This is a genomic window from Streptomyces sp. NPDC107500, assembly GCF_055582785.1.
The window spans coordinates 105136-125236 of the sequence record NZ_JBVJPF010000013.1 but is presented as its reverse complement, the minus strand read 5'-3'; the positions used below and the strand labels follow the sequence as shown (position 1 = coordinate 125236).

Annotated in this window: 2 protein-coding genes and 1 pseudogene; all 3 read left to right on the top strand. The window is 75.8% G+C overall.

Annotation, left to right across the window (positions count from 1 at the left end; genetic code table 11):
• Positions 1 to 9900 (top strand): SDR family NAD(P)-dependent oxidoreductase (locus ACZ67M_RS37605; RefSeq protein WP_469854340.1); only part of this gene is annotated, 9900 nt, incomplete at its 5' end.
• 33 nt (positions 9901 to 9933) lie between these two features.
• Positions 9934 to 14571 (top strand): type I polyketide synthase, encoded by a 4638-nt coding sequence (locus ACZ67M_RS37600; protein WP_469854339.1) that lies wholly within the window; start codon positions 9934 to 9936, stop codon positions 14569 to 14571.
• Between the two features lie 38 nt (positions 14572 to 14609).
• A pseudogene (locus ACZ67M_RS37595) lies at positions 14610 to 20063 on the top strand (SDR family NAD(P)-dependent oxidoreductase); the annotation flags it as partial.
• Positions 20064 to 20101: the final 38 nt, after the last annotated feature.

The window sequence follows — 20101 nt, the reverse complement described above, 5'->3', positions numbered from 1 at the left end:
CCTTTGTGGCTGGGTTCGTTGAAGTCGAATGTGGGGCATGCGCAGGCGGCTGCGGGTGTGGGTGGGGTCATCAAGATGGTGATGGCTCTGGAGCATGGTGTGCTGCCGAGGACGTTGCATGTGGATGAGCCGTCGTCGCGGGTGGACTGGTCGGCGGGTGCTGTGGAGTTGCTGGCCGAGCAGCGGGAGTGGCCCGAGGTGGGCCGTCCGCGTCGGGCGGGGGTGTCGTCGTTCGGAGTGAGTGGGACGAACGCGCACGTGATCCTGGAGCAGGCGCCCGCCGCCGAGTCGGCCGAGTCGGTCGAAGAGACGGCGGGCATACGCGAGTTGCCCCTGGTCCCGCTGGTCGTCAGCGCCAAGACCCGGGGCGCCCTCCGGGAACAGCAGGCACGCGTACGCGCCCTCCTGGACCAGGACCTCTCGCCGCGCCCGCTCGACGTGGCCTACAGCCTGGCCACCGGACGCTCCGCACTGGAACACCGCTCGGTGACGCTGGGAGAGGTCACGCTGGAAGGCGCCGTCCCGGAGTCCTCCGGCCAGACGGTGCTGATGTTCCCGGGTCAGGGGACGCAGTGGGCGGGGATGGGCCGTGAACTGCTGGATTCTTCGCCGGTGTTCGCGGCGCGGATGGAGGAGTGCGCGGCGGCGCTGGCGCCTTTCGTGGACTTCGATCCGGTCGAGGTACTGCGGTCGGGGGCTGCTCTGGAGCGGGTGGAGGTGATCCAGCCGGTCACGTGGGCGGTCATGGTGTCCCTGGCCGAGCTGTGGCGCTCGGTGGGCGTCGTACCGGATGCGGTCGTGGGTCACTCGCAGGGCGAGATCGCCGCGGCGGCTGTGAGTGGTGCGCTCTCCCTGGAGGACGCCGCCCGAGTGGTGGCACTACGGGCGCAGGTGATCGGCCGGGAGCTGGCCGGTCTGGGCGGCATGGCGTCGATCTCCCTGCCGCGTACGGACGTGGAAGCACGCCTCGTGGGTTGGGAAGGCCGTCTGGACGTGGCCGCGGTCAACGGCCCGTCCTCCACGGTCGTCGCCGGTGACGCCGACGCGATCGTGGAGTTCGTCGCCGCCTGCCAGGCGGAGAAGATCCGGGCCCGGCAGGTCCCCGTGGACTACGCCTCGCACTCCGCACACGTGGAGCGCATCGAGGCCGAACTCCTCGACGTGCTCGCCCCGATCACCCCGACTGCTTCGCGGATCCCGTTCTACTCGACCGTCGATGCCGCCCCCGCGGACACCACGACCCTCGACGCGGGCTACTGGTACCGCAATCTCCGTCACACCGTCCGCTTCGAGGAAACCGTCCGGCTGCTGACCTCGAAGGGCTTCGCGACGTTCGTCGAGTCCAGCGCGCACCCCGTGCTGACGATGGGCGTGCAGGAGACGGCAGACGTGACGGCCGTCGGCTCCCTGCGGCGCGACGAGGGCGGACTGGCCCGATTCCTGACCTCGGCCGCCGAACTCTTCGTCCACGGCACCTCCGTCGACTGGGCGCCCCTCTTCGAGGGCACCGGCGCCCGGCACGTCGACCTGCCCACCTACCCCTTCCAGCACCAGCACTACTGGCACGAGACCGGCGGGTCCGAGACCGACTCGCTCACCTACCGCGTCCAGTGGAAGGCTCTCGGCGCCGACGAGAACCGTGCCCGGCTGTCGGGCCGATGGCTGCTGGTCCTGCCCGAGGGATCGGTCGCTTCCGACGCCGCCGACCTCGCCCGGCAGCACCTGGCCGACCGGGGAGCGGTCGTGGAGCCGTTCGCCCTCAGCGCGGCCGACGCCGACCGGTCGCTGCTGCGCGCCCGGCTCGCCGAGGCCGCCGGCCGTCCCGGCGCCGAGCCGCTGAGCGGCATCGTGTCCCTGCTCGCGCTGGCGGAGGGGGAGCACCCCGACCACCCGGCCGTCCCGCTCGGGCTCGCCGCCACCCTCATCCTCGCCCAGGCCGCCGCCGACGCCGGCACCGGAGCCCGGCTCTGGGCCGTCACCGAGGGCGCCGTGACCGTGACCGCCACGGAGGTGCCGTCCCCCGCACAGGCGCAGATCTGGGGCCTGGGAAGGGTGGCCGCCCTCGAACTGCCCACCCTGTGGGGCGGCTTGGCCGACCTGCCCGCCGGCGGCGCGGCCGACGCCCGCTCCTGGCAGCAGCTGGCCGGCCTGCTGGCCGCGCCCGGCAACGACGACCAGGTGGCCGTCCGCGGCTCCGGCGTCTTCGGCCGCCGCCTGGTCCAGGCCCCGCTCGCCCCGGCCGACGGCGCGCGGCACACCCACGGCACCGCCCTCGTCGTCGGCGACATCGCGGGCGTCGCGGCACCGCTGGCCCGCCGCCTGCTCGCGTCCGGCACCGAACACGTCGTGCTCGCCGGCGTCACCGGCGACGTAGCGGACGAACTCGCCGACGAGGCCGACCGTACGACCGTCGCGCCCTGCGACCTCACCGACGACCGGGCGCTCGCCGAACTCCTCACCCGGCACGCCCCGTCCGCCGTCTACGTCGCGCCTCCCGCCGCTCCGCCGACCACCCTCACCGAGACCACCATGGAGGGCTTCGCCACCGCCGTCCTCGCCAAGACGGACCTGCCCACCCGGGTGGACGCGCTCCTCGCCGGCACCGAACTCGACGCCTTCGTCGTGTTCTCCTCCGTCGCCGGTGTCTGGGGCGGCGCCGGCCAGGGCGGCTACGCGGCCGGCACCGCGTACCTGGACGCGTTCGCGCAGACCCGGCGCGGTGCGGGCCTGGCCGCCACCTCGGTGGCCTGGACTCCTTGGCGCAACACCTCCGGCGTCTCCGCCGGACACCTCGCGCGCACCGGACTGAGCCTCCTCGCCCCCGAGCGCGCCCTCGACGCCCTCGACGCCGTCCTCGGCCGGGACGACACCGGCATCGCCGTCGCCGACGTCGACTGGAGCCGCTTCGAACCCGCCTACACCGCCGCCCGGCCCTGCGCGCTCCTCGACGAGCTGCCCGCGGTGCGGCGGGCGCGCCAGGAGGAGCGGGCCACCGCGTCCGACCGCGAGGACGACACGAGCGGACTCGCGGCCCTGCTGCGCGGCAAGTCCGACCGGGAGCAGGAACGGGAACTGCTGCGCCTGGTGCGTAGCCACGTCGCCGCGGCCCTCGGCCACTCCGACGCCGACGGCATCGCCCCCGACCGGGCCTTCAGGGCGCTGGGCTTCAACTCCGTCACCGCCGTCGAGCTGCGCAACCGGCTGCGCGAGGCGACCGGCCTGACCCTGGCCGCCTCCCTGATCTTCGACCACCCGAACCCCGCCGCGGTCGCCCGCCACCTGCGGGAACTGGCCACCGGCGCGGGCACCGACCAGTCCGCCGCCGCGCCCTTCGCCCTCGCGCCCACCGCCGGCGACGCCGAACCCATCGCCATCGTCGGCATGGCCTGCCGCTTCCCCGGCGGCGTCAGCACCCCCGGCGAGCTGTGGCAGCTCGTCCTCAACGGCGGCGACGCCGTCACCCCCTTCCCGACCAACCGCGGCTGGGACCTCGACGGCCTCTACGACCCCGACCCGGAGGCCAAGGGCCGCACCTACGTCCGCGAGGGCGGCTTCCTGCCCGAAGCACCCGACTTCGACCCGGAGTTCTTCGGCATCTCGCCCCGCGAGGCCCTCGCCATGGACCCCCAGCAGCGACTGATGCTGGAAACCTCCTGGGAGGCCTTCGAACGGGCCGGACTCGACCCCGCGCACCTGCGCGGCAGCCGTACCGGCGTGTTCATCGGCACCAACGGCCAGCACTACATGCCGCTGCTCCAGAACGGCGACGAGGACTTCGACGGCTACCTCGGCACCGGCAACTCCGCCAGCGTCATGTCCGGCCGCCTCTCCTACGTCTTCGGGCTGGAGGGCCCGGCCGTCACCGTCGACACCGCCTGCTCGGCGTCCCTGGTCGCCCTGCACCTGGCCGTGCAGTCGCTGCGCCGCGGCGAGTGCGGCATGGCCCTGGTCGGCGGCGCCACCGTCATGTCCACACCGGAGATGCTGGTCGAGTTCTCCCGCCAGCGCGTCATGTCCCCCACGGGCCGGTCCCGGGCCTTCGCCGCCGGCGCCGACGGCGTCGCCCTCGGCGAGGGAGCCGGCACCCTGCTCGTGGAGCGGCTCTCCGACGCCGTCCGCGCCGGGCACCCCGTCCTCGCCGTCATCCGCGGCTCCGCCGTCAACCAGGACGGCGCCAGCAACGGCCTCACCGCACCCAACGGCCCCTCCCAGGAACGCGTCATCCGCCAGTCGCTCGCCGACGCGGGCCTGCGGCCGCGGGACGTCGACGCCGTCGAGGCCCACGGCACCGGCACCGAACTCGGCGACCCCATCGAGGCCCAGGCCCTGCTCGCCACCTACGGCGCCGAGCGCCCCGGCGACGAACCCCTGTGGCTGGGCTCCGTGAAGTCCAACCTCGGCCACACCCAGGCCGCCGCCGGAGTCGCCGGCGTCATCAAGATGGTGCTGGCCCTGCGCGGCGGCGTGCTGCCGCGCACCCTGCACGTCGACGAGCCCAGCCCCCGCGTCGACTGGTCCACGGGCGCCGTCTCCCTCCTCACCGAGGACGTCGCCTGGCCCGAGCGGGACACCCCGCGCCGTGCCGCCGTCTCCGCCTTCGGCATCAGCGGCACCAACGCCCACGTCATCCTCGAGGAGGCCCCCCGGTCCGAGGCGCGGCCCGAAGCCGAGGGCCCCGGCCAGGACGACACCGACTGGTGGTCGGAGGTCACCGTCCCGCTGCTCTTCTCCGCCCGCAACGAGTCCGCCCTGCGCGCCCAGGCGGCCCGGCTGCGCGCCGGACTGATCGAGCACCCCGACACCCACCCCGCCGACGCCGGCTACACCCTGATGACCGGCCGGTCCCGCTTCGAGCACCGGGCCGCCGTCATCGGCGAGAGCCGCGAGGAACTCCTCGACGCCCTCAACTGCCTCGCCCAGGACCGCCCGCACCCCGTCGTGCTGCGCGGCACCGCGGGACCCGGCGACCGGATCGTCTTCGTCTTCCCCGGCCAGGGCTCCCAGTGGGCCGCGATGGCCGAGGGCCTGCTGGAACGCTCCGCCGCGTTCCGCGCGAGTGTGCGCGAGTGCGACGAGGCGCTGCGCGCCCACCTCGACTGGTCCGTACTGGACGTCCTGCGCCAGGTGCCCGGCGCGCCCTCCACGTCCCGCGTCGACGTGGTCCAGCCGGTCCTCTTCACCATGATGGTGTCGCTGGCCGCCACCTGGCGCTCCCTGGGCGTGCACCCCTCGGCCGTCGTCGGCCACTCCCAGGGCGAGATCGCCGCGGCCTACGTCGCCGGCGGCATCTCCCTCGACGACGCCGCCCGCATCGTGGCCCTGCGCAGCCGGGCCTGGCTGACGCTGGCCGGCCAGGGCGGCATGATCGCCGTCTCCCTGTCCGCCGGCGACCTGCGGGCCCGCCTCGCCCGGTTCGGCGACCGGCTCTCGGTGGCCGCCGTCAACAGCCCCAACACCGCCGCCGTCGCCGGTGAACCCGGCGCGCTGAAGGAACTCCTCGACGAACTCGCCGCCGACGGCGTCCACGCCCGGCCCATCCCCGGCGTCGACACCGCCGGGCACTCCGCACAGGTCGACGCGCTCAAGGACCACCTGATGGAGGTCCTCGCCCCCGTCGCACCCCGCACCGGCGACATCCCGTTCTACTCCACCGTCACCGGCGGCCTGCTGGACACGGCGGAACTGGACTGCGGGTACTGGTACCGCAACATGCGCGACCCGGTCGAGTTCGAGGCCGCCACCCGCGCCCTCGTCGCCGACGGCCACGAGGTCTTCCTGGAGCCCAGCCCGCACCCCATGCTGGCCGCCTCCCTCCAGGAGACGGTCGCCGACCGCGGTGCCCGCGCCTCCGTCCTCGGCACCCTGCGCCGGGAGAAGGGCGGCGCCCGCTGGTTCGCGGCGGCCCTCGGCACGGCCCACGTCAGCGGCGTCGAGATCGACGCCGACGCCCTCTTCGGCACCGGCTCCCGCCGCGTCGAACTGCCCACCTACCCCTTCCAGCGCGAACGGTACTGGTACAGCGCGCCGGCCCGGCGCGGCGACCTGTCCGCCGTCGGCCTGCGGGAGGCCGCACACCCGCTGCTCGGCACCGGCGTCGAACTCCCCGAGTCGGGGTCCGTGGTCTACACGGCCCGGCTGGGCGCCGACACCCAGCCCTGGCTGGCGGACCACGCCCTGCTGGGCACCGCCCTGCTGCCCGGCGCGGCCCTGGTGGACCTCGCCGGCTGGGCCGGACGGCAGTCCGGCTGCGACCGGACCGACGAACTGATCCTCCAGGCCCCCGTCGCACTGCCCGACACCGGAGCCCTCGAACTGCGGCTGCTCGTCGCCGCCGAAGGCGAGGACGGCCGGCGCACCCTGACCATCCACTCCCGCGAGGCCGGAGCCGAACCCGGCACCCCCTGGACCCGGCACGCCGAGGCCGTCGTCGCCCCCGCACCCACCACCGGCCCCCTCCCCGCCGGGCCCGCCCCGTGGCCGCCGGCCGCCGCCGCACCCGTACGGCAGGACGAACCCGACGCCTTCTACGCGGACTTCGCCGCCCGCGGCTACGACTACGGCCCGGCCTTCCGCGGCTTCAGGGCGGGCTGGACGCAGGGCGACACGGTGCACGCCGAGGTGCACCTGCCCGAACAGGCCACCGGCACCGGCTACGGCCTGCACCCCGCGCTGCTCGACGCGGCGCTCCAGGCGATGAGCCTCGGCCGGTTCTTCCCCGAGGACGGCCGGACCCGCATGCCGTTCGCGGTGCGCGGCGTCACCCTGCACACCGAGGGCGCCGCTCGGCTGCGCGTCAGCATCCGCCCCGCCGGGGACGAGGCCGTCACCCTGCACGCGACCGACGACGCCGGCCGGCCCGTCCTCGACATCGACGAACTGCTGGTGCGCACCGTCTCCGACGAACAGCTCGCCGCCGCGTCGGCCGGCCCGGCCGGCCGGCACGGCTCGCTGTACGAGGTCGACTGGCCGGCGCTGCCCGTCCCCGCCGCGCTGCCGGTGCGCCGCCTGGCGGTCGTCGGCGAGGACCACGCCAAGGTGCTCGCCGCGATGGAGGCCGCCGGCACCGACGGCGACTGGTACCCCGACCTGGCCGCGCTGATCGCCGCCACGGAGACCGGTCCCGCCCCCGACACCGTCGTCATCTCCTTCCCGCAGCACCCCTTCCCCGACGCGCGGGCCGCGCACGCCACCGCCCACCGGGCCCTGGACCTCGCCCAGAGCTGGCTGGCGGCGGGCGACCGGCTGGCCGGCACCACCCTCGCCCTGATCACCCGGTCGGCCGTCGCCACCGGCGCCGACGAACAGGTCGCCGACCCGGTCGCGGCCACCGTGTGGGGACTGATCCGCTCCGCGCAGTCCGAGGAGCCCGGCCGCTTCGTCCTCCTGGACGTCGACCGCCCCGACACCCTCAAGGGCACCACCCTGGCCGCCGCCCTCGCCTGCGGCGAGACCCAGGCCGCCGTCCGCGGCGGCGCCGTCCGCGTCCCCCGGCTCGTCCGGGCCGGCGACGCCACCACCCGAGGCGACCTGCTCCTTCCCCCGGCCGACAGCACCGCCTGGCGGCTGGCCACCACCGGCACCGGCACCCTGGAAGGACTGCGCCTGACCGACGCGCCCGACACCCTCGCGGCCCTGGAACCCGGACAGGTGCGCATCGCCGTCCGCGCCGCCGGTATCAACTTCCGCGACACCCTCATCGCGCTCGGCATGTACCCCGGGAAGGCCGTCATGGGCGCCGAAGGCGCCGGCATCGTCACCGAGACCGGCCCCGGCGTCACCCACCTCGCCCCCGGCGACCGCGTCCTCGGCATGTGGACCGGCGGCTTCGGCCCCTTCGCCGTCGCCGACGCCCGCATGGTCGCCCCCGTCCCCGAGGGCTGGAGCTACGCCGAGGCCGCCTCGGTGCCGGCCGTGTTCCTCACCGCGCACTACGCCCTCACCCGCCTGGCCGGGGCCCGGCCGGGCCAGTCCCTGCTGGTCCACGCCGCCGCCGGCGGGGTCGGCATGGCCGCCCTGCAACTCGCCCGCCACCTCGGCCTGACCGTGTACGCCACCGCGAGCACCGGCAAGTGGGACACCCTGCGCCGCCTCGGCCTGACCGACGACGCCATCGCCAACTCGCGCACCACCGAGTTCGCCGACACGTTCCTCGCCGCGACCGGCGGCCGGGGCGTCGACATCGTCCTCAACTCCCTCGCCGGAGAGTTCGTCGACGCCTCCCTCAGGCTGCTGCCGCAGGGCGGGCACTTCCTCGAACTGGGCAAGGCCGACGTCCGCGACCCTGAGCACCTCGCCGAGACCCACCCGGGCACCGTCTACCAGGCGTTCGACCTCGTCCAGGCAGGCCCCGACACCGTGGGCGAGATGCTCGGCGAACTGCTCGACCTGTTCGCACGGGGCGTCCTGAGCCCGCTGCCGCTGACCACCTACGAGGTGAGCGGCGCCCGCGAGGCCTTCCGCACCCTCAGCCAGGCCCGGCACACCGGCAAGCTGGTCCTGACGATGCCACCGTCCTTCGGGCCGTACGGCACCGTCCTGGTCACCGGCGGCACCGGCACCCTCGGCAGCGCCGTGGCCCGCCACCTCGTCACCGAGCACGGCGTGCGCCACCTCGTCCTCGCCGGCCGCCAGGGCCCCGACGCGGAGGGCGCCCCCGAACTCGCCGCCGAACTGACCCGGCTGGGCGCCGAGATCACCCTCAGGGCCTGCGACGCGGGCGACCGGGAGCAGCTCGCGGCGCTCCTCGCGGACATCCCCGACGACCGGCCGCTGACCGGCGTCGTGCACACCGCCGGCGTGCTCGCCGACGGCACCGTGCCCGCGCTCACCCACGACGACCTCGGAACCGTCCTGCGCCCCAAGGTCGACGCCGTGCTCAACCTGCACGAACTCACCCGTGACCTGGACCTCACCGGATTCGTCATGTACTCGTCCTCGTCGGCCCTGTTCGGCAGCCCGGGCCAGGGCGGCTACGCCGCCGCCAACGCCTTCCTCGACGCCTTCGCCGGATACCGGCGCTCCCTGGGGCTGCCCGCCGTGTCCCTCGCCTGGGGGCTGTGGGCCGGCGACAGCCGGATGGCCGGCCACCTCGACCAGAGCGGCATGCACCGCAGGCTCGCCAGGGGCGGCGTCCTGCCCCTCACCGACGCCGAGGGACTGTCCCTGTTCGACGCCGCCCAGGCCGCCGACAGCCCGCTCCAGGTGCCCATCCGGCTCAACCACGCGGCCGTACGCGCCGCCGGCCCCGTGCCCGCCTTCCTCAGCACGCTCGTCCGGGGCGGCACCACCGACACCGCCCGGTCCACGTCGCAGGACGGCCCGGCCGCCACCGACACGCTGACCGCCCGCCTGTCCGGACTCTCCGCCCAGGAGCAGGAGGAGCTGCTCCTCGACACCGTCCGCGCGCACGCCGCCGCCGTCCTCGGACACGGCGGCCCCGAGGGCATCGCCGCCGACCGCGCCTTCAAGGAGACCGGCTTCGACTCCCTCACCGCGGTCGAGATGCGCAACCGGCTGGCCGCCGCCACCGCGCTGCGCCTGCCCGCCACCCTCGTCTTCGACCACCCGACGCCCCTCGCGCTCGCCGCGCACCTGCGGGCCGAACTGGCCCCCGACGAGACCGGGACCCCCCTGCCCGCCGACGCCGACGGCAGCTCCGTCATGACGGAACTCGACCGGCTGGAGGCCCTCTTCGGGGCCCTCGCCGGACAGGCCGCCGACGGCACCGCCCCGGACTCCTCCACACACCAGGAGATCGCCGGCCGCCTCACCGCCCTCGCCGGACTGTGGCAGGGCATCGGCGGCACCCACGGCACGCCCGCGACGGAGGGCACGACGGCCGACTCCCTCCGGGACGCCGACGACGACGAGATCTTCGCATTCATCGACGAGCGGTACTGAGCCGCGACCACGTGACGGGGTGAACAGACAGACATGGCGAACGAAGACAAGCTCCGCGACTACCTGAAGCGGGCCACCACCGAACTGCACCGCACCAGCGAACGCCTCAGGGAACTGGAGGCGCGGGCCCACGAGCCCGTCGCCATCGTCGGCATGGCCTGCCGCCTGCCCGGCGGCGCCGCCTCGCCCGAGGCCCTGTGGGAGCTGGTGTCCACCGGCACCGACGCCGTTTCCCCGCTGCCGGGCGACCGCGGCTGGGACACCGCGGGCCTGTACGACCCGGACCCGGACGCGGCCGGCCGCACCTACTGCCGCGAGGGCGGCTTCCTGCCGGACGCGGGCGCCTTCGACCCCGCGTTCTTCGGCATCTCGCCCCGCGAGGCCCTCGCCATGGACCCCCAGCAGCGACTGCTGCTCGAAACCTCCTGGGAGGCCCTGGAGCGGGCCGGCATCGACCCGCGCACCCTGCGCGGCTCCCGCACGGGCGTGTTCGTCGGGGCCTGGGACGGCGGCTACACCTCCGCCGTCCACGAGCCCTCCGCCGAGCTGGAGGGCGACCTGCTCACCGGAGGCGTCGTCAGCTTCACCTCCGGCCGCATCTCCTACACCCTGGGCCTCGAAGGCCCGTCCGTGACCGTGGACACGGCCTGCTCCTCCTCCCTGGTCGCCCTGCACCAGGCGGTCCGCGCACTGCGTGCCGGGGAGTGCGACCTCGCGCTCACCGGCGGTGTCACCGTCATGTCCACCCCCGCCGTGTTCGTCCAGTTCTCCCGGCAGCGGGGCCTGGCGGCCGACGGCCGGTGCAAGGCGTTCGCCGACGCGGCCGACGGCTTCGGACCCGGCGAGGGCGCCGGCATGCTGCTCGTGGAACGGCTCTCCGACGCCGTACGCCGGGGCCACCGCGTCCTGGCGGTCCTGCGGGGCTCCGCCGTCAACCAGGACGGCGCCAGCAACGGCCTCACCGCCCCCAGCGGCGCCGCCCAGCAGCGCGTGATCCGCCAGGCGCTCACCGACGCCGGGCTCACCGCCGCCGACGTCGACGCCGTGGAGGCGCACGGCACCGGCACCCGGCTCGGCGACCCGATCGAGGCGCACGCCCTCATGGACACCTACGGCCGCACCCGCACCGCCGAACGCCCGCTGTGGCTGGGCTCGCTGAAGTCCAACATCGGCCACACCCAGGCCGCCGCGGGCGTCGCGGGCGTCATCAAGACGGTGATGGCGCTGCGCACCGGCGTCCTGCCGAAGACACTGCACGTCGACGCTCCGTCGGCGGAGATCAACTGGTCCGAGGGGGGAGTGGAGCTGCTGACGGAGACCCGCGACTGGCCCGCGGCGGACCGCCCGCGCCGGGCTGGGGTGTCGTCGTTCGGGGTGAGCGGCACGAACGCGCACGTGATCCTGGAGCAGGCGCCCGCCGTGGAGCCCGACGAGGACCCGGCGCCGACACGGGGACTGCCCGTGGTCCCGCTGGTGGTGAGCGCCAAGTCCCGGACCGCGCTGGCCGACCAGTCGGAGCGCGTACGGCGACTGCTGGAGCCGGCCGGTGAACTGCGGCCGCTCGACGTGGCTTTCAGCCTGGCCACCGGACGCTCGGCCCTGGAACACCGCTCGGTGACGCTGGACCACATCACGGTGGAGGGCGTCGCCTCGGACTCGTCCGGCCGGACGGTGCTGGTGTTCCCGGGTCAGGGGACGCAGTGGGCGGGGATGGGCCGTGAACTGCTGGATGTCTCGCCGGTGTTTGCGTCTCGGATGGGGGAGTGTGCGGCGGCGTTGGAGCCGTTCGTGGACTTCGATCCGGTCGAGGTGCTGCGGTCGGGTGCTGCTCTGGAGCGGGTGGAGGTGATCCAGCCGGTCACGTGGGCGGTCATGGTGTCCCTGGCCGAGCTGTGGCGCTCGGTGGGCGTCGTACCGGATGCGGTGGTGGGTCACTCGCAGGGTGAGATCGCCGCGGCGGCTGTGAGTGGTGCGCTCTCCCTGGAGGACGCCGCCCGAGTGGTGGCTTTGCGGGCGCAGGTGATCGGCCGGGAGCTGGCCGGCCTGGGCGGCATGGCGTCGGTGTCGCTGCCGCGTGCGGGCGTGGAGGCACGGCTGTCTGCCGACTGGGAGGGCCGTCTGGACGTAGCCGCGGTCAATGGGCCGTCCTCCACGGTCGTCGCCGGTGACGCCGACGCGATCGTGGAGTTCGTCGCCGCCTGCCGGGCGGAGAAGATCCGGGCCCGGCAGGTCCCCGTGGACTACGCCTCGCACTCCGCACACGTGGAGCGCATCGAGGCCGAACTCCTCGACGTGCTCGCCCCGATCACCCCGACTGCTTCGCGGATCCCGTTCTACTCGACCGTCGATGCCGCCCCCGCGGACACCACGACCCTCGACGCCGGTTACTGGTACCGCAATCTCCGTCACACGGTCCGCTTCGAGGAGACCGTGCGTCTGCTGGCCTCGAAGGGCTTCGGGACGTTCGTCGAGTCCAGCGCGCACCCGGTCCTGACGATGGGCGTGCAGGAGACGGCCGATGTGACGGCCGTCGGCTCCCTGCGCCGGGACGACGGCGGGCTGGCCCGTTTCCTGACCTCGGCCGCCGAACTGTTCGTGCACGGCACGTCCGTCGACTGGGCGCCCCTCTTCGAAGGCACCGGTGCCCAGCGGGTCGATCTGCCCACCTACCCCTTCCAACGCCGGCACTACTGGCTCGACCCCGGCACCCGGTCCCAGAACGCCCGGCCTGCCGGCACCGATACCTGGCGCTACCGGGTGTCGTGGCAGGGGCTGGCCGGTGACGCGGGCGGTGCGCTCGGCGGGCGTTGGCTGGTCGTGGTGCCGGAGGGCGTGGAGAGTGCCGGGGCCGAGGCCGCGCTGGCCGGTGCCGGTGCGCGGGTCGAGCGGCTGGTGGTGGACGCGGGGAACGTCGAGCGCGGGGAGCTGGCCGCGCGGCTGGCGGCCCACGGCGACCTCACCGGCATCCTGTCCCTCCTCGGCATCGACGAGCGCACCCACCCGCGCGACCCCGGACTGCCGCTCGCCGTGGCCGGGACCACCGCCCTCGCACAGGCCGCCGCCGACTGCGGTACCGGAGCGCGGCTGTGGGCCCTGACCCAGGGGGCCGTCGCCGTCTCGCCCGCCGAACAGCCGGCCCCCGCGGGCGCCCAGGTCTGGGGGCTGGGACGGGGCGTCGCGCTGGAGCACCCCCGGCTGTGGGGCGGTCTGGTGGACCTGCCCGACGAGCCCGACGCGCGCGCCTGGCAGCGCGTCGTCGCCGCGCTGACCGGCCGCGACGACGAGGACCAGATCGCCGTACGGGCCTCCGGGACGTACGGCCGCCGGCTCGTGACGGACGCGACCGCGCCCGTCCGACGCCGCTACACCCCGCGCGGCACCGTGCTGGTCACCGGCGGCACCGGTGCCCTCGGCGGGCACGTGGCCCGCTGGCTGGCCGGCGCCGGCGCCGAGCACCTGGTCCTCACCGGCCGGCGCGGCCCCGACGCCCCCGGAGCCTCCGAACTCGCCGCCGAACTCCGCGCGCTGGGCGCCGAGGTGACGGTCGCCGCCTGCGACGTGGCCGACCGGGACGCGCTCGCCGCACTGCTGGACCGGCACCCGCCCACCGCCGTTTTCCACACCGCCGGAGTGCCGCACTCGGAGGCGTTCCTCGACACCGGCCTCGACTCGCTGCGCGACGTGTACGCGGGGAAGGTGACGGGTGCGCTGCACCTGGACGAGCTGACGCGCTCGCTGGAGCTGGACGCGTTCGTGCTGTACGCGTCGGGAGCCGGCGTGTGGGGCAGCGGGGGACAGAGTGCCTACGGTGCGGCGAACGCGGCGCTGGACGCGCTCGCCGAGCGGCGTCGCGCCCGGGGGCTGGCCGCCACGTCCGTCGCCTGGGGACTGTGGGGCGGCGGCGGCATGGGCGACGGGGCCGGCGAGGAGTTCCTCGGCAGCCGCGGCCTGCGCACCATGGACCCGGTGTCGGCCGTGCGGGCCCTGGGCGACGCCCTGGACCGCGACGACGTCTGCGTGGCCCTCGCCGACCTGGACTGGCCGCTCTTCGCGCGGGCGTACTGCGCCCTGCGCCCGAGCCCGCTCATCGGCGCCCTGCCGGGCGTGCGCGAGGCGCTGGGAGCACAGGACGACGCCGGACGCGAGCAGGACGGTCTCGACTGGGCGGCGCGACTGGCCGACGTGGACCCCGCCGAGCGGTACGAGAGGGTACTGGCGCAGGTGTGCGGCGGCGTCGCCGCCGTGCTCGGCCACACCGGGGCCGAGGAGGTGGACCCCGACCAGGCGTTCAGCGCCCTCGGGTTCAGCTCGCTGACCGCGAGCGAGTTCGCCGCGCGCCTCGGCCGGGCCACCGGACGCAAACTGCCCCCGACCCTCGTCTTCGACCACCCGACGGCCTCCGCGCTGGCCGAACACCTCGTCGGCCTGCTCGTGCCGGACGAGGTGCCGGTCTTCGCGACGGACCCCGAGGAGGCCGGCGTCCGGGCCGCCCTCGCCACGGTCCCGCTGCCCGTACTGCGCGAGGCGGGACTGCTGGACGCGCTGCTCGCACTGGCGTCGCCCGAGCGATTCTCAGGCGCCGCCCGATTCACTGAGCCGGACGGCGGTGCCGACATCGACGCGCTGGACGACGAGGCATTGATCGAACTGGCGCTGCGCGACGCCGCCTGAACCGCAGCCACGTCCGCCGAGAGAGGTGACCCTCACCGATGGCCATGTCCTCCGAGAAGCTGATGGAGGCGCTGCGGACCTCACTGAAGGAGACGGAGCGGCTCCGCCGGCGCAACCGGGATCTGACCGAGGCAGCGCACGAGCCGATCGCCGTGGTCGGCATGGCCTGCCGGTACCCGGGGGGTGTGGACTCACCCGAGGCACTGTGGCGGCTCGTCGAGACGGGGACGGACGCCGTCGGACCGTTCCCGCGGGACCGCGGCTGGGACCTGGCCGCCCTGTACGACCCGGACCCCGAGTCGCAGGGGACGACGTACTGCGCCGAAGGCGGGTTCCTCTCCGGCGCGGCCGACTTCGACGCCGCGTTCTTCGGCATCTCGCCGCGCGAGGCGGTCGTCATGGACCCCCAGCAGCGGCAGCTCCTGGAGACCACCTGGGAGGCACTGGAACGCACCGGCCTGGACCCGCGCACCCTGCGCGGGTCCGGCACCGGCGTGTACGTCGGCGCCGCCCACGGCGAGTACGCCACCGACCCCGGCAGGATCCCGGCCGGTTCGGAGGGCTACCTGCTCACCGGCAGCGCGGACGCCGTGCTGTCCGGGCGCGTCAGCTACGTCCTCGGCCTCGAAGGCCCGGCGATGACCGTCGAGACGGCCTGCTCCTCCTCCCTGGTCGCCGTGCACCTGGCCGTCGCCGCCCTGCGGCGCGACGAGTGCGCCCTGGCGCTCGCGGGCGGCGTGGCGGTCATGCCGGACGCGGCGGCCTTCGTGGAGTTCTCCCGGCAGAAGGGCCTGGCCTCCGACGGCCGATGCAAGGCCTTCTCGGCCGACGCGGACGGCACCGGCTGGGCCGAGGGCGTCGGCGTCCTGGTGCTGGAGAGACTCTCCGACGCGGTACGCGCCGGACGGACCGTGCACGCCGTCATCCGCGGCACCGCCGTCAACCAGGACGGTGCCAGCAACGGACTGACCGCCCCCAACGGCCCCTCCCAGCAGCGCGTGATCCGACGCGCGCTGGCCGACGCGGGGCTCGAACCGCACGACGTCGACGCCGTCGAGGCGCACGGCACGGGCACCCGGCTCGGCGACCCCATCGAGGCCCAGGCACTGCTCGACGTCTACGGGCCCGGCCGGCCGGAGCGGCACCCGCTGTGGCTCGGCTCGCTGAAGTCCAACATCGGCCACGCGCAGGCGGCCGCGGGGGTCGGCGGCATCATCAAGACGGTCGAGGCACTGCGCCACGGCCTGCTCCCGCGCACCCTGCACGCCGGCACGCCCACCCCGCACGTGGACTGGTCGGCCGGCCGGGTGCGCCTGCTGACCGAGCCCGTGCACTGGCCCGCCGACACCGACCGGCCCCGCCGCGCGGGCGTCTCCGCCTTCGGTGTCGGCGGCACCAACGCCCACGTCGTCCTGGAGGAACCGCCCGCCCCGTCACCGGCCGCACCGACCGCCGCCGACCCGGCTCCCACCCAACCCGTCTCCCCGGCTCCCACCCAACCCGTCTCCCCGGCTCCCACCCAACCCGTCTCCCCGGCTCCCGCCCAACCCGCCCTCGTACCCTGGTTCGTGTCCGGGCGCTCCCCCAAGGCCCTGCGGGCCCAGGCGACCGTCCTGCGCGAGCACCTCGCCGCCGCACCCGGCACCGACCCCCATGCCCTCGGACGCGCCCTCGCCGCCACCCGGTCCGCCTTCGAGCACCGTGCCGTCATCCTCGGCGAGACCTCCGAGCGGCTGACCGCCGGTCTCGACGCGCTCGCCGCCGGCGAGGAACACCCCGCCCTCGCCCAGGGCGTGTACCGCCGCGACGCGAAGACCGCGTTCCTCTTCACCGGGCAGGGCAGCCAGCGGTTGCGCATGGGACGCGAACTGCACGCCGCGCACCCCGTGTTCGCGGAGGCGTTCGACGCCGTGGCCGCCCTCCTCGACCCCCGGCTGGACCGGCCGCTGACCGCCCTCCTCGACGACGAGGAGGCCCTGCACCGCACCCAGAACGCCCAGGCCGCGCTCTTCGCCCTGGAGACCGCCCTCTTCCGGCTCCTGGAGGACTGGGGGATGCGGCCCGACGTCCTGCTCGGCCACTCCGTGGGCGGCATCGCCGCCGCCCACGCGGCGGGCGTCCTCGACCTCGACGACGCGTGCGCCCTGGTCGCCGCCCGCGGCCGGCTGATGCAGGCTCTCCCGGCGGGCGGCGCGATGCTCTCCGTACGCGCCGCCGAGGACGAGGTCCGCGCCCTGCTCGACGGCGACCCGCTGCTGGACGTGGCCGCCGTCAACGGGCCCCGCTCCGTCGTCGTCTCCGGCGCCGCCGCCTCCGTCGAGCGGATCGGCGCCGCGCTGCGCGCCCTCGGCCACAAGACCAAGCCGCTGACCGTCAGCCACGCCTTCCACTCCCCGCTGATGGAGCCGATGCTGGACGAGTTCCGCGCGCTGGCGGACCGGCTCACCTACCGGGCGCCCCGCATCCCCGTGGTCTCCGACGTCACCGGCCGCCGCGCCACCGGCGACGACCTGCGCACCGGCGCCTACTGGGCCCGGCACGTGCGCGGCACGGTCCGCTTCGCCGACGCCGTGCGCACCGCCCGGGTCCTCGGCGCCGCCACCTTCGTGGAACTCGGCCCGGACGCCGTGCTGTGCGGCGCGGCCGAGGAGACCCTCGCCGACGGCGCGGACCCGGGCACGGTGCCCCTGCTGCGCCGAGGGCACGAGGAGACGGCCACCCTGCTGCGGGGCGTCGCCACCGCCCACACCCGAGGCGCCTCCCTGGACCGGGCCGGCCTCCTCCCGGACCGTCCGGGCCACGCGCTCACGCTGCCGGTGTACGCCTGGCAGCACCGCCGGTACTGGATCGAACCCACCCCGCGGCCCCCGGAGCGGGCCACCGGCCCCCGCCGCTACCGCGTCACCTGGCGCCCCGTACCGTCCGGCCCCACCGCACCGGCGGGCACCTGGCTGCTGGTCGAACCCCGCGCCGGGACCGCCGCCGCCGACGAGGCGGCGCGCGCCCTGACCGCGCGGGGCGCCGCCGTCCACCGCCTCGCCGCCGACCCCGCCACCGCCGACCGCCGCGCACTCGCCGCCGCCCTGCGCGACGCGCACACCGGCCCGGCGGCCGGCCCCCTCACCGGCGTACTCTCCCTGCTCGCCCTGGACGAATCCGCGCCCCCCACCGAACCGGTGCCCACCGCCGTACGGGCCACCCTGGCCCTCACCCAGGCCCTCGCCGACAGCGCCGTACCCGCCCGGCTGTGGTGCGTCACCCGGGCGGCCGTCGCCGTCACGCCCACCGAAACCCCCGGTGTCGCGGGCGCCGCCCTGTGGGGCCTCGGCCGCACGGCCGCCCTCGAACTGCCCGCCCTCTGGGGCGGCCTGGCCGACCTGCCCGCGCGGCCCGGCCCCGCCGACTGGGACCGGCTCGCCACCGTCCTCACCGGCGACGAGGACCAGGTCGCCGTACGCGCCGACGGGCTCCACGGCCGCCGGCTCACCCCCGCGCCCCGGCCCGCATCGACCACGCCGTACCGGCCACGCGGCACCGTACTGATCACCGGGGGCGCCGGTGCCCTCGGCGGCCGGCTCGCGCTCCGGCTCGCCCGCGAGGGCGCCGGCCACCTGCTGCTGGTGGGCCGTCGCGGACGCGGCGCGCCCGGCGCCGACGCCCTGGAGGCCGAACTCCTCGCACTGGGCGCCAAGGTGACCTTCGCCGCCTGCGACGTCGCGGACCGGGACGCGCTCGCCGCCGTGCTCGCCGCCGTCCCCGCCGACGCCCCGCTGAGCGCCGTGTTCCACGCGGCGGGCGTCCCACAGCTCGCCCCGCTCACCGAGAGCGGACCGGACCTCGTCCGCGACGTGTACGCGGGGAAGGTGGCGGGCGCGCTGCACCTGGACGAACTGACGCGCACGCTGGAGCTGGACGCGTTCGTGCTGTACGCGTCGGGAGCCGGCGTGTGGGGCAGCGCGGGGCAGAGTGCCTACGGTGCGGCGAACGCGGCACTGGACGCGCTCGCCGAGCGGCGTCGCGCCCGGGGGCTGCCCGCCACGTCCGTCGCCTGGGGGCTCTGGGGCGGCGGCGGCATGGGCGACCTCGGGGACGGCGCGGGCGCCGCGCACCTGCGGCGCCACGGAGTGCGTCCCATGGACCCCGACGACGCGCTCACCGAACTCCTGCGCGCCGTCGGCGCGGGCGAGACGGCCGTCACCGTCACGGACACCGACTGGCCCCGCTTCGCCGCCGGCTTCACCGGCTACCGCTCCAGCCCCCTCATCGCCGAACTGACCGGCGCGACCGGCCCGGACCCCGCGAACGGCGACGACCCGGACCACGACGACCCGGACCACGACGGCCCCGGCCGCGAGGCGCCGCGGACCGCCCCGCGCGACCTGCGCCGCGAACTGGCCGGCCGTGACCGGGCCGCCCGCACCACCGCCGTACGCACCCTGGTGTGCGCCGAGGCCGCCGCCGTGCTGGGTCTCGACGGCGCCGACGAGGTGTCCACCGACACGACGTTCACCCACAGCGGCTTCGACTCCCTCGCCGTCACCCGCCTCAGGCGCCGGCTGTCCGCCGCCACCGGGACCGACCTGCCGCCGGAGACCTTCCTGGAGCACGACACCCCCGAGGCGCTCACCGCCCACCTGCTGGACCTCCTGGGCCGCGAGGAGCCCGACCCCCGGCCCGCCACCGGCTCGGGCGCCGACGGCACCCTGGTCGCCCTCTACCGCGCCGCGCTGGACGCCGGCCGGGTCGGCGACGCCGTGGACGCCCTGTCGGGCGTGGCCGCGCTGCGCCCGGTGTTCACCACCGAGACCCGGCGCCCGACCCGCCCCGTCCGGCTCGCGGACGGGCCCGAGGGCGCCGACGACGGCCCGCTGCTCGTCGCGCTGGCCGGCACCGCCGCCGTCTCCGGCCCGGCGGAGTTCACCGCCCTCGCCGCCGCGCTGGCCGGGCGGCGCACCGTAATCGCCCTGCCTCAGCCGGGGTTCAGGACCGGCGAGCCGCTGCCCCGGTCGCTGGCGGCCCTGTGCGCGGCACACGCCGACGCGCTCTCCGAGTACACCGGGGGCAGGCCCTACGTCCTGGTCGGCCACTCGGCCGGCGCCAACCTGGCCCACGCCCTCACCGACCACCTGGAGCGCGCCGGCGGCACCGCGCCGGCCGGTCTCGTCCTCGCCGACGTCTACACACCCGCCGACCCCGGGGCGATGGGCGTCTGGCGGGACGTCATGCTGCGCTGGGCCGGCGAACGCGCGGTCCTGCCGCTCGACGACACCCGGCTCACCGCCATGGGCGCCTACCACCGGCTGCTCCAGGACTGGAGGCCGTCGCCCACCCGCGCCCCCGTGCTCCACCTCCGGGCCGGCCTGCCGATGGCCCCCTGGACCGACCCGGACCGGGACTGGCGCTCGGTGTGGGACGGCGCCCACACCACCGCCGACATCCCCGGCAATCACTTCACGATGATGACCGAGCACGCCCCGGACACGGCCCGAGCGATCGACGCGTGGACCGGAGCGCTGCCCGGCGGCGACAG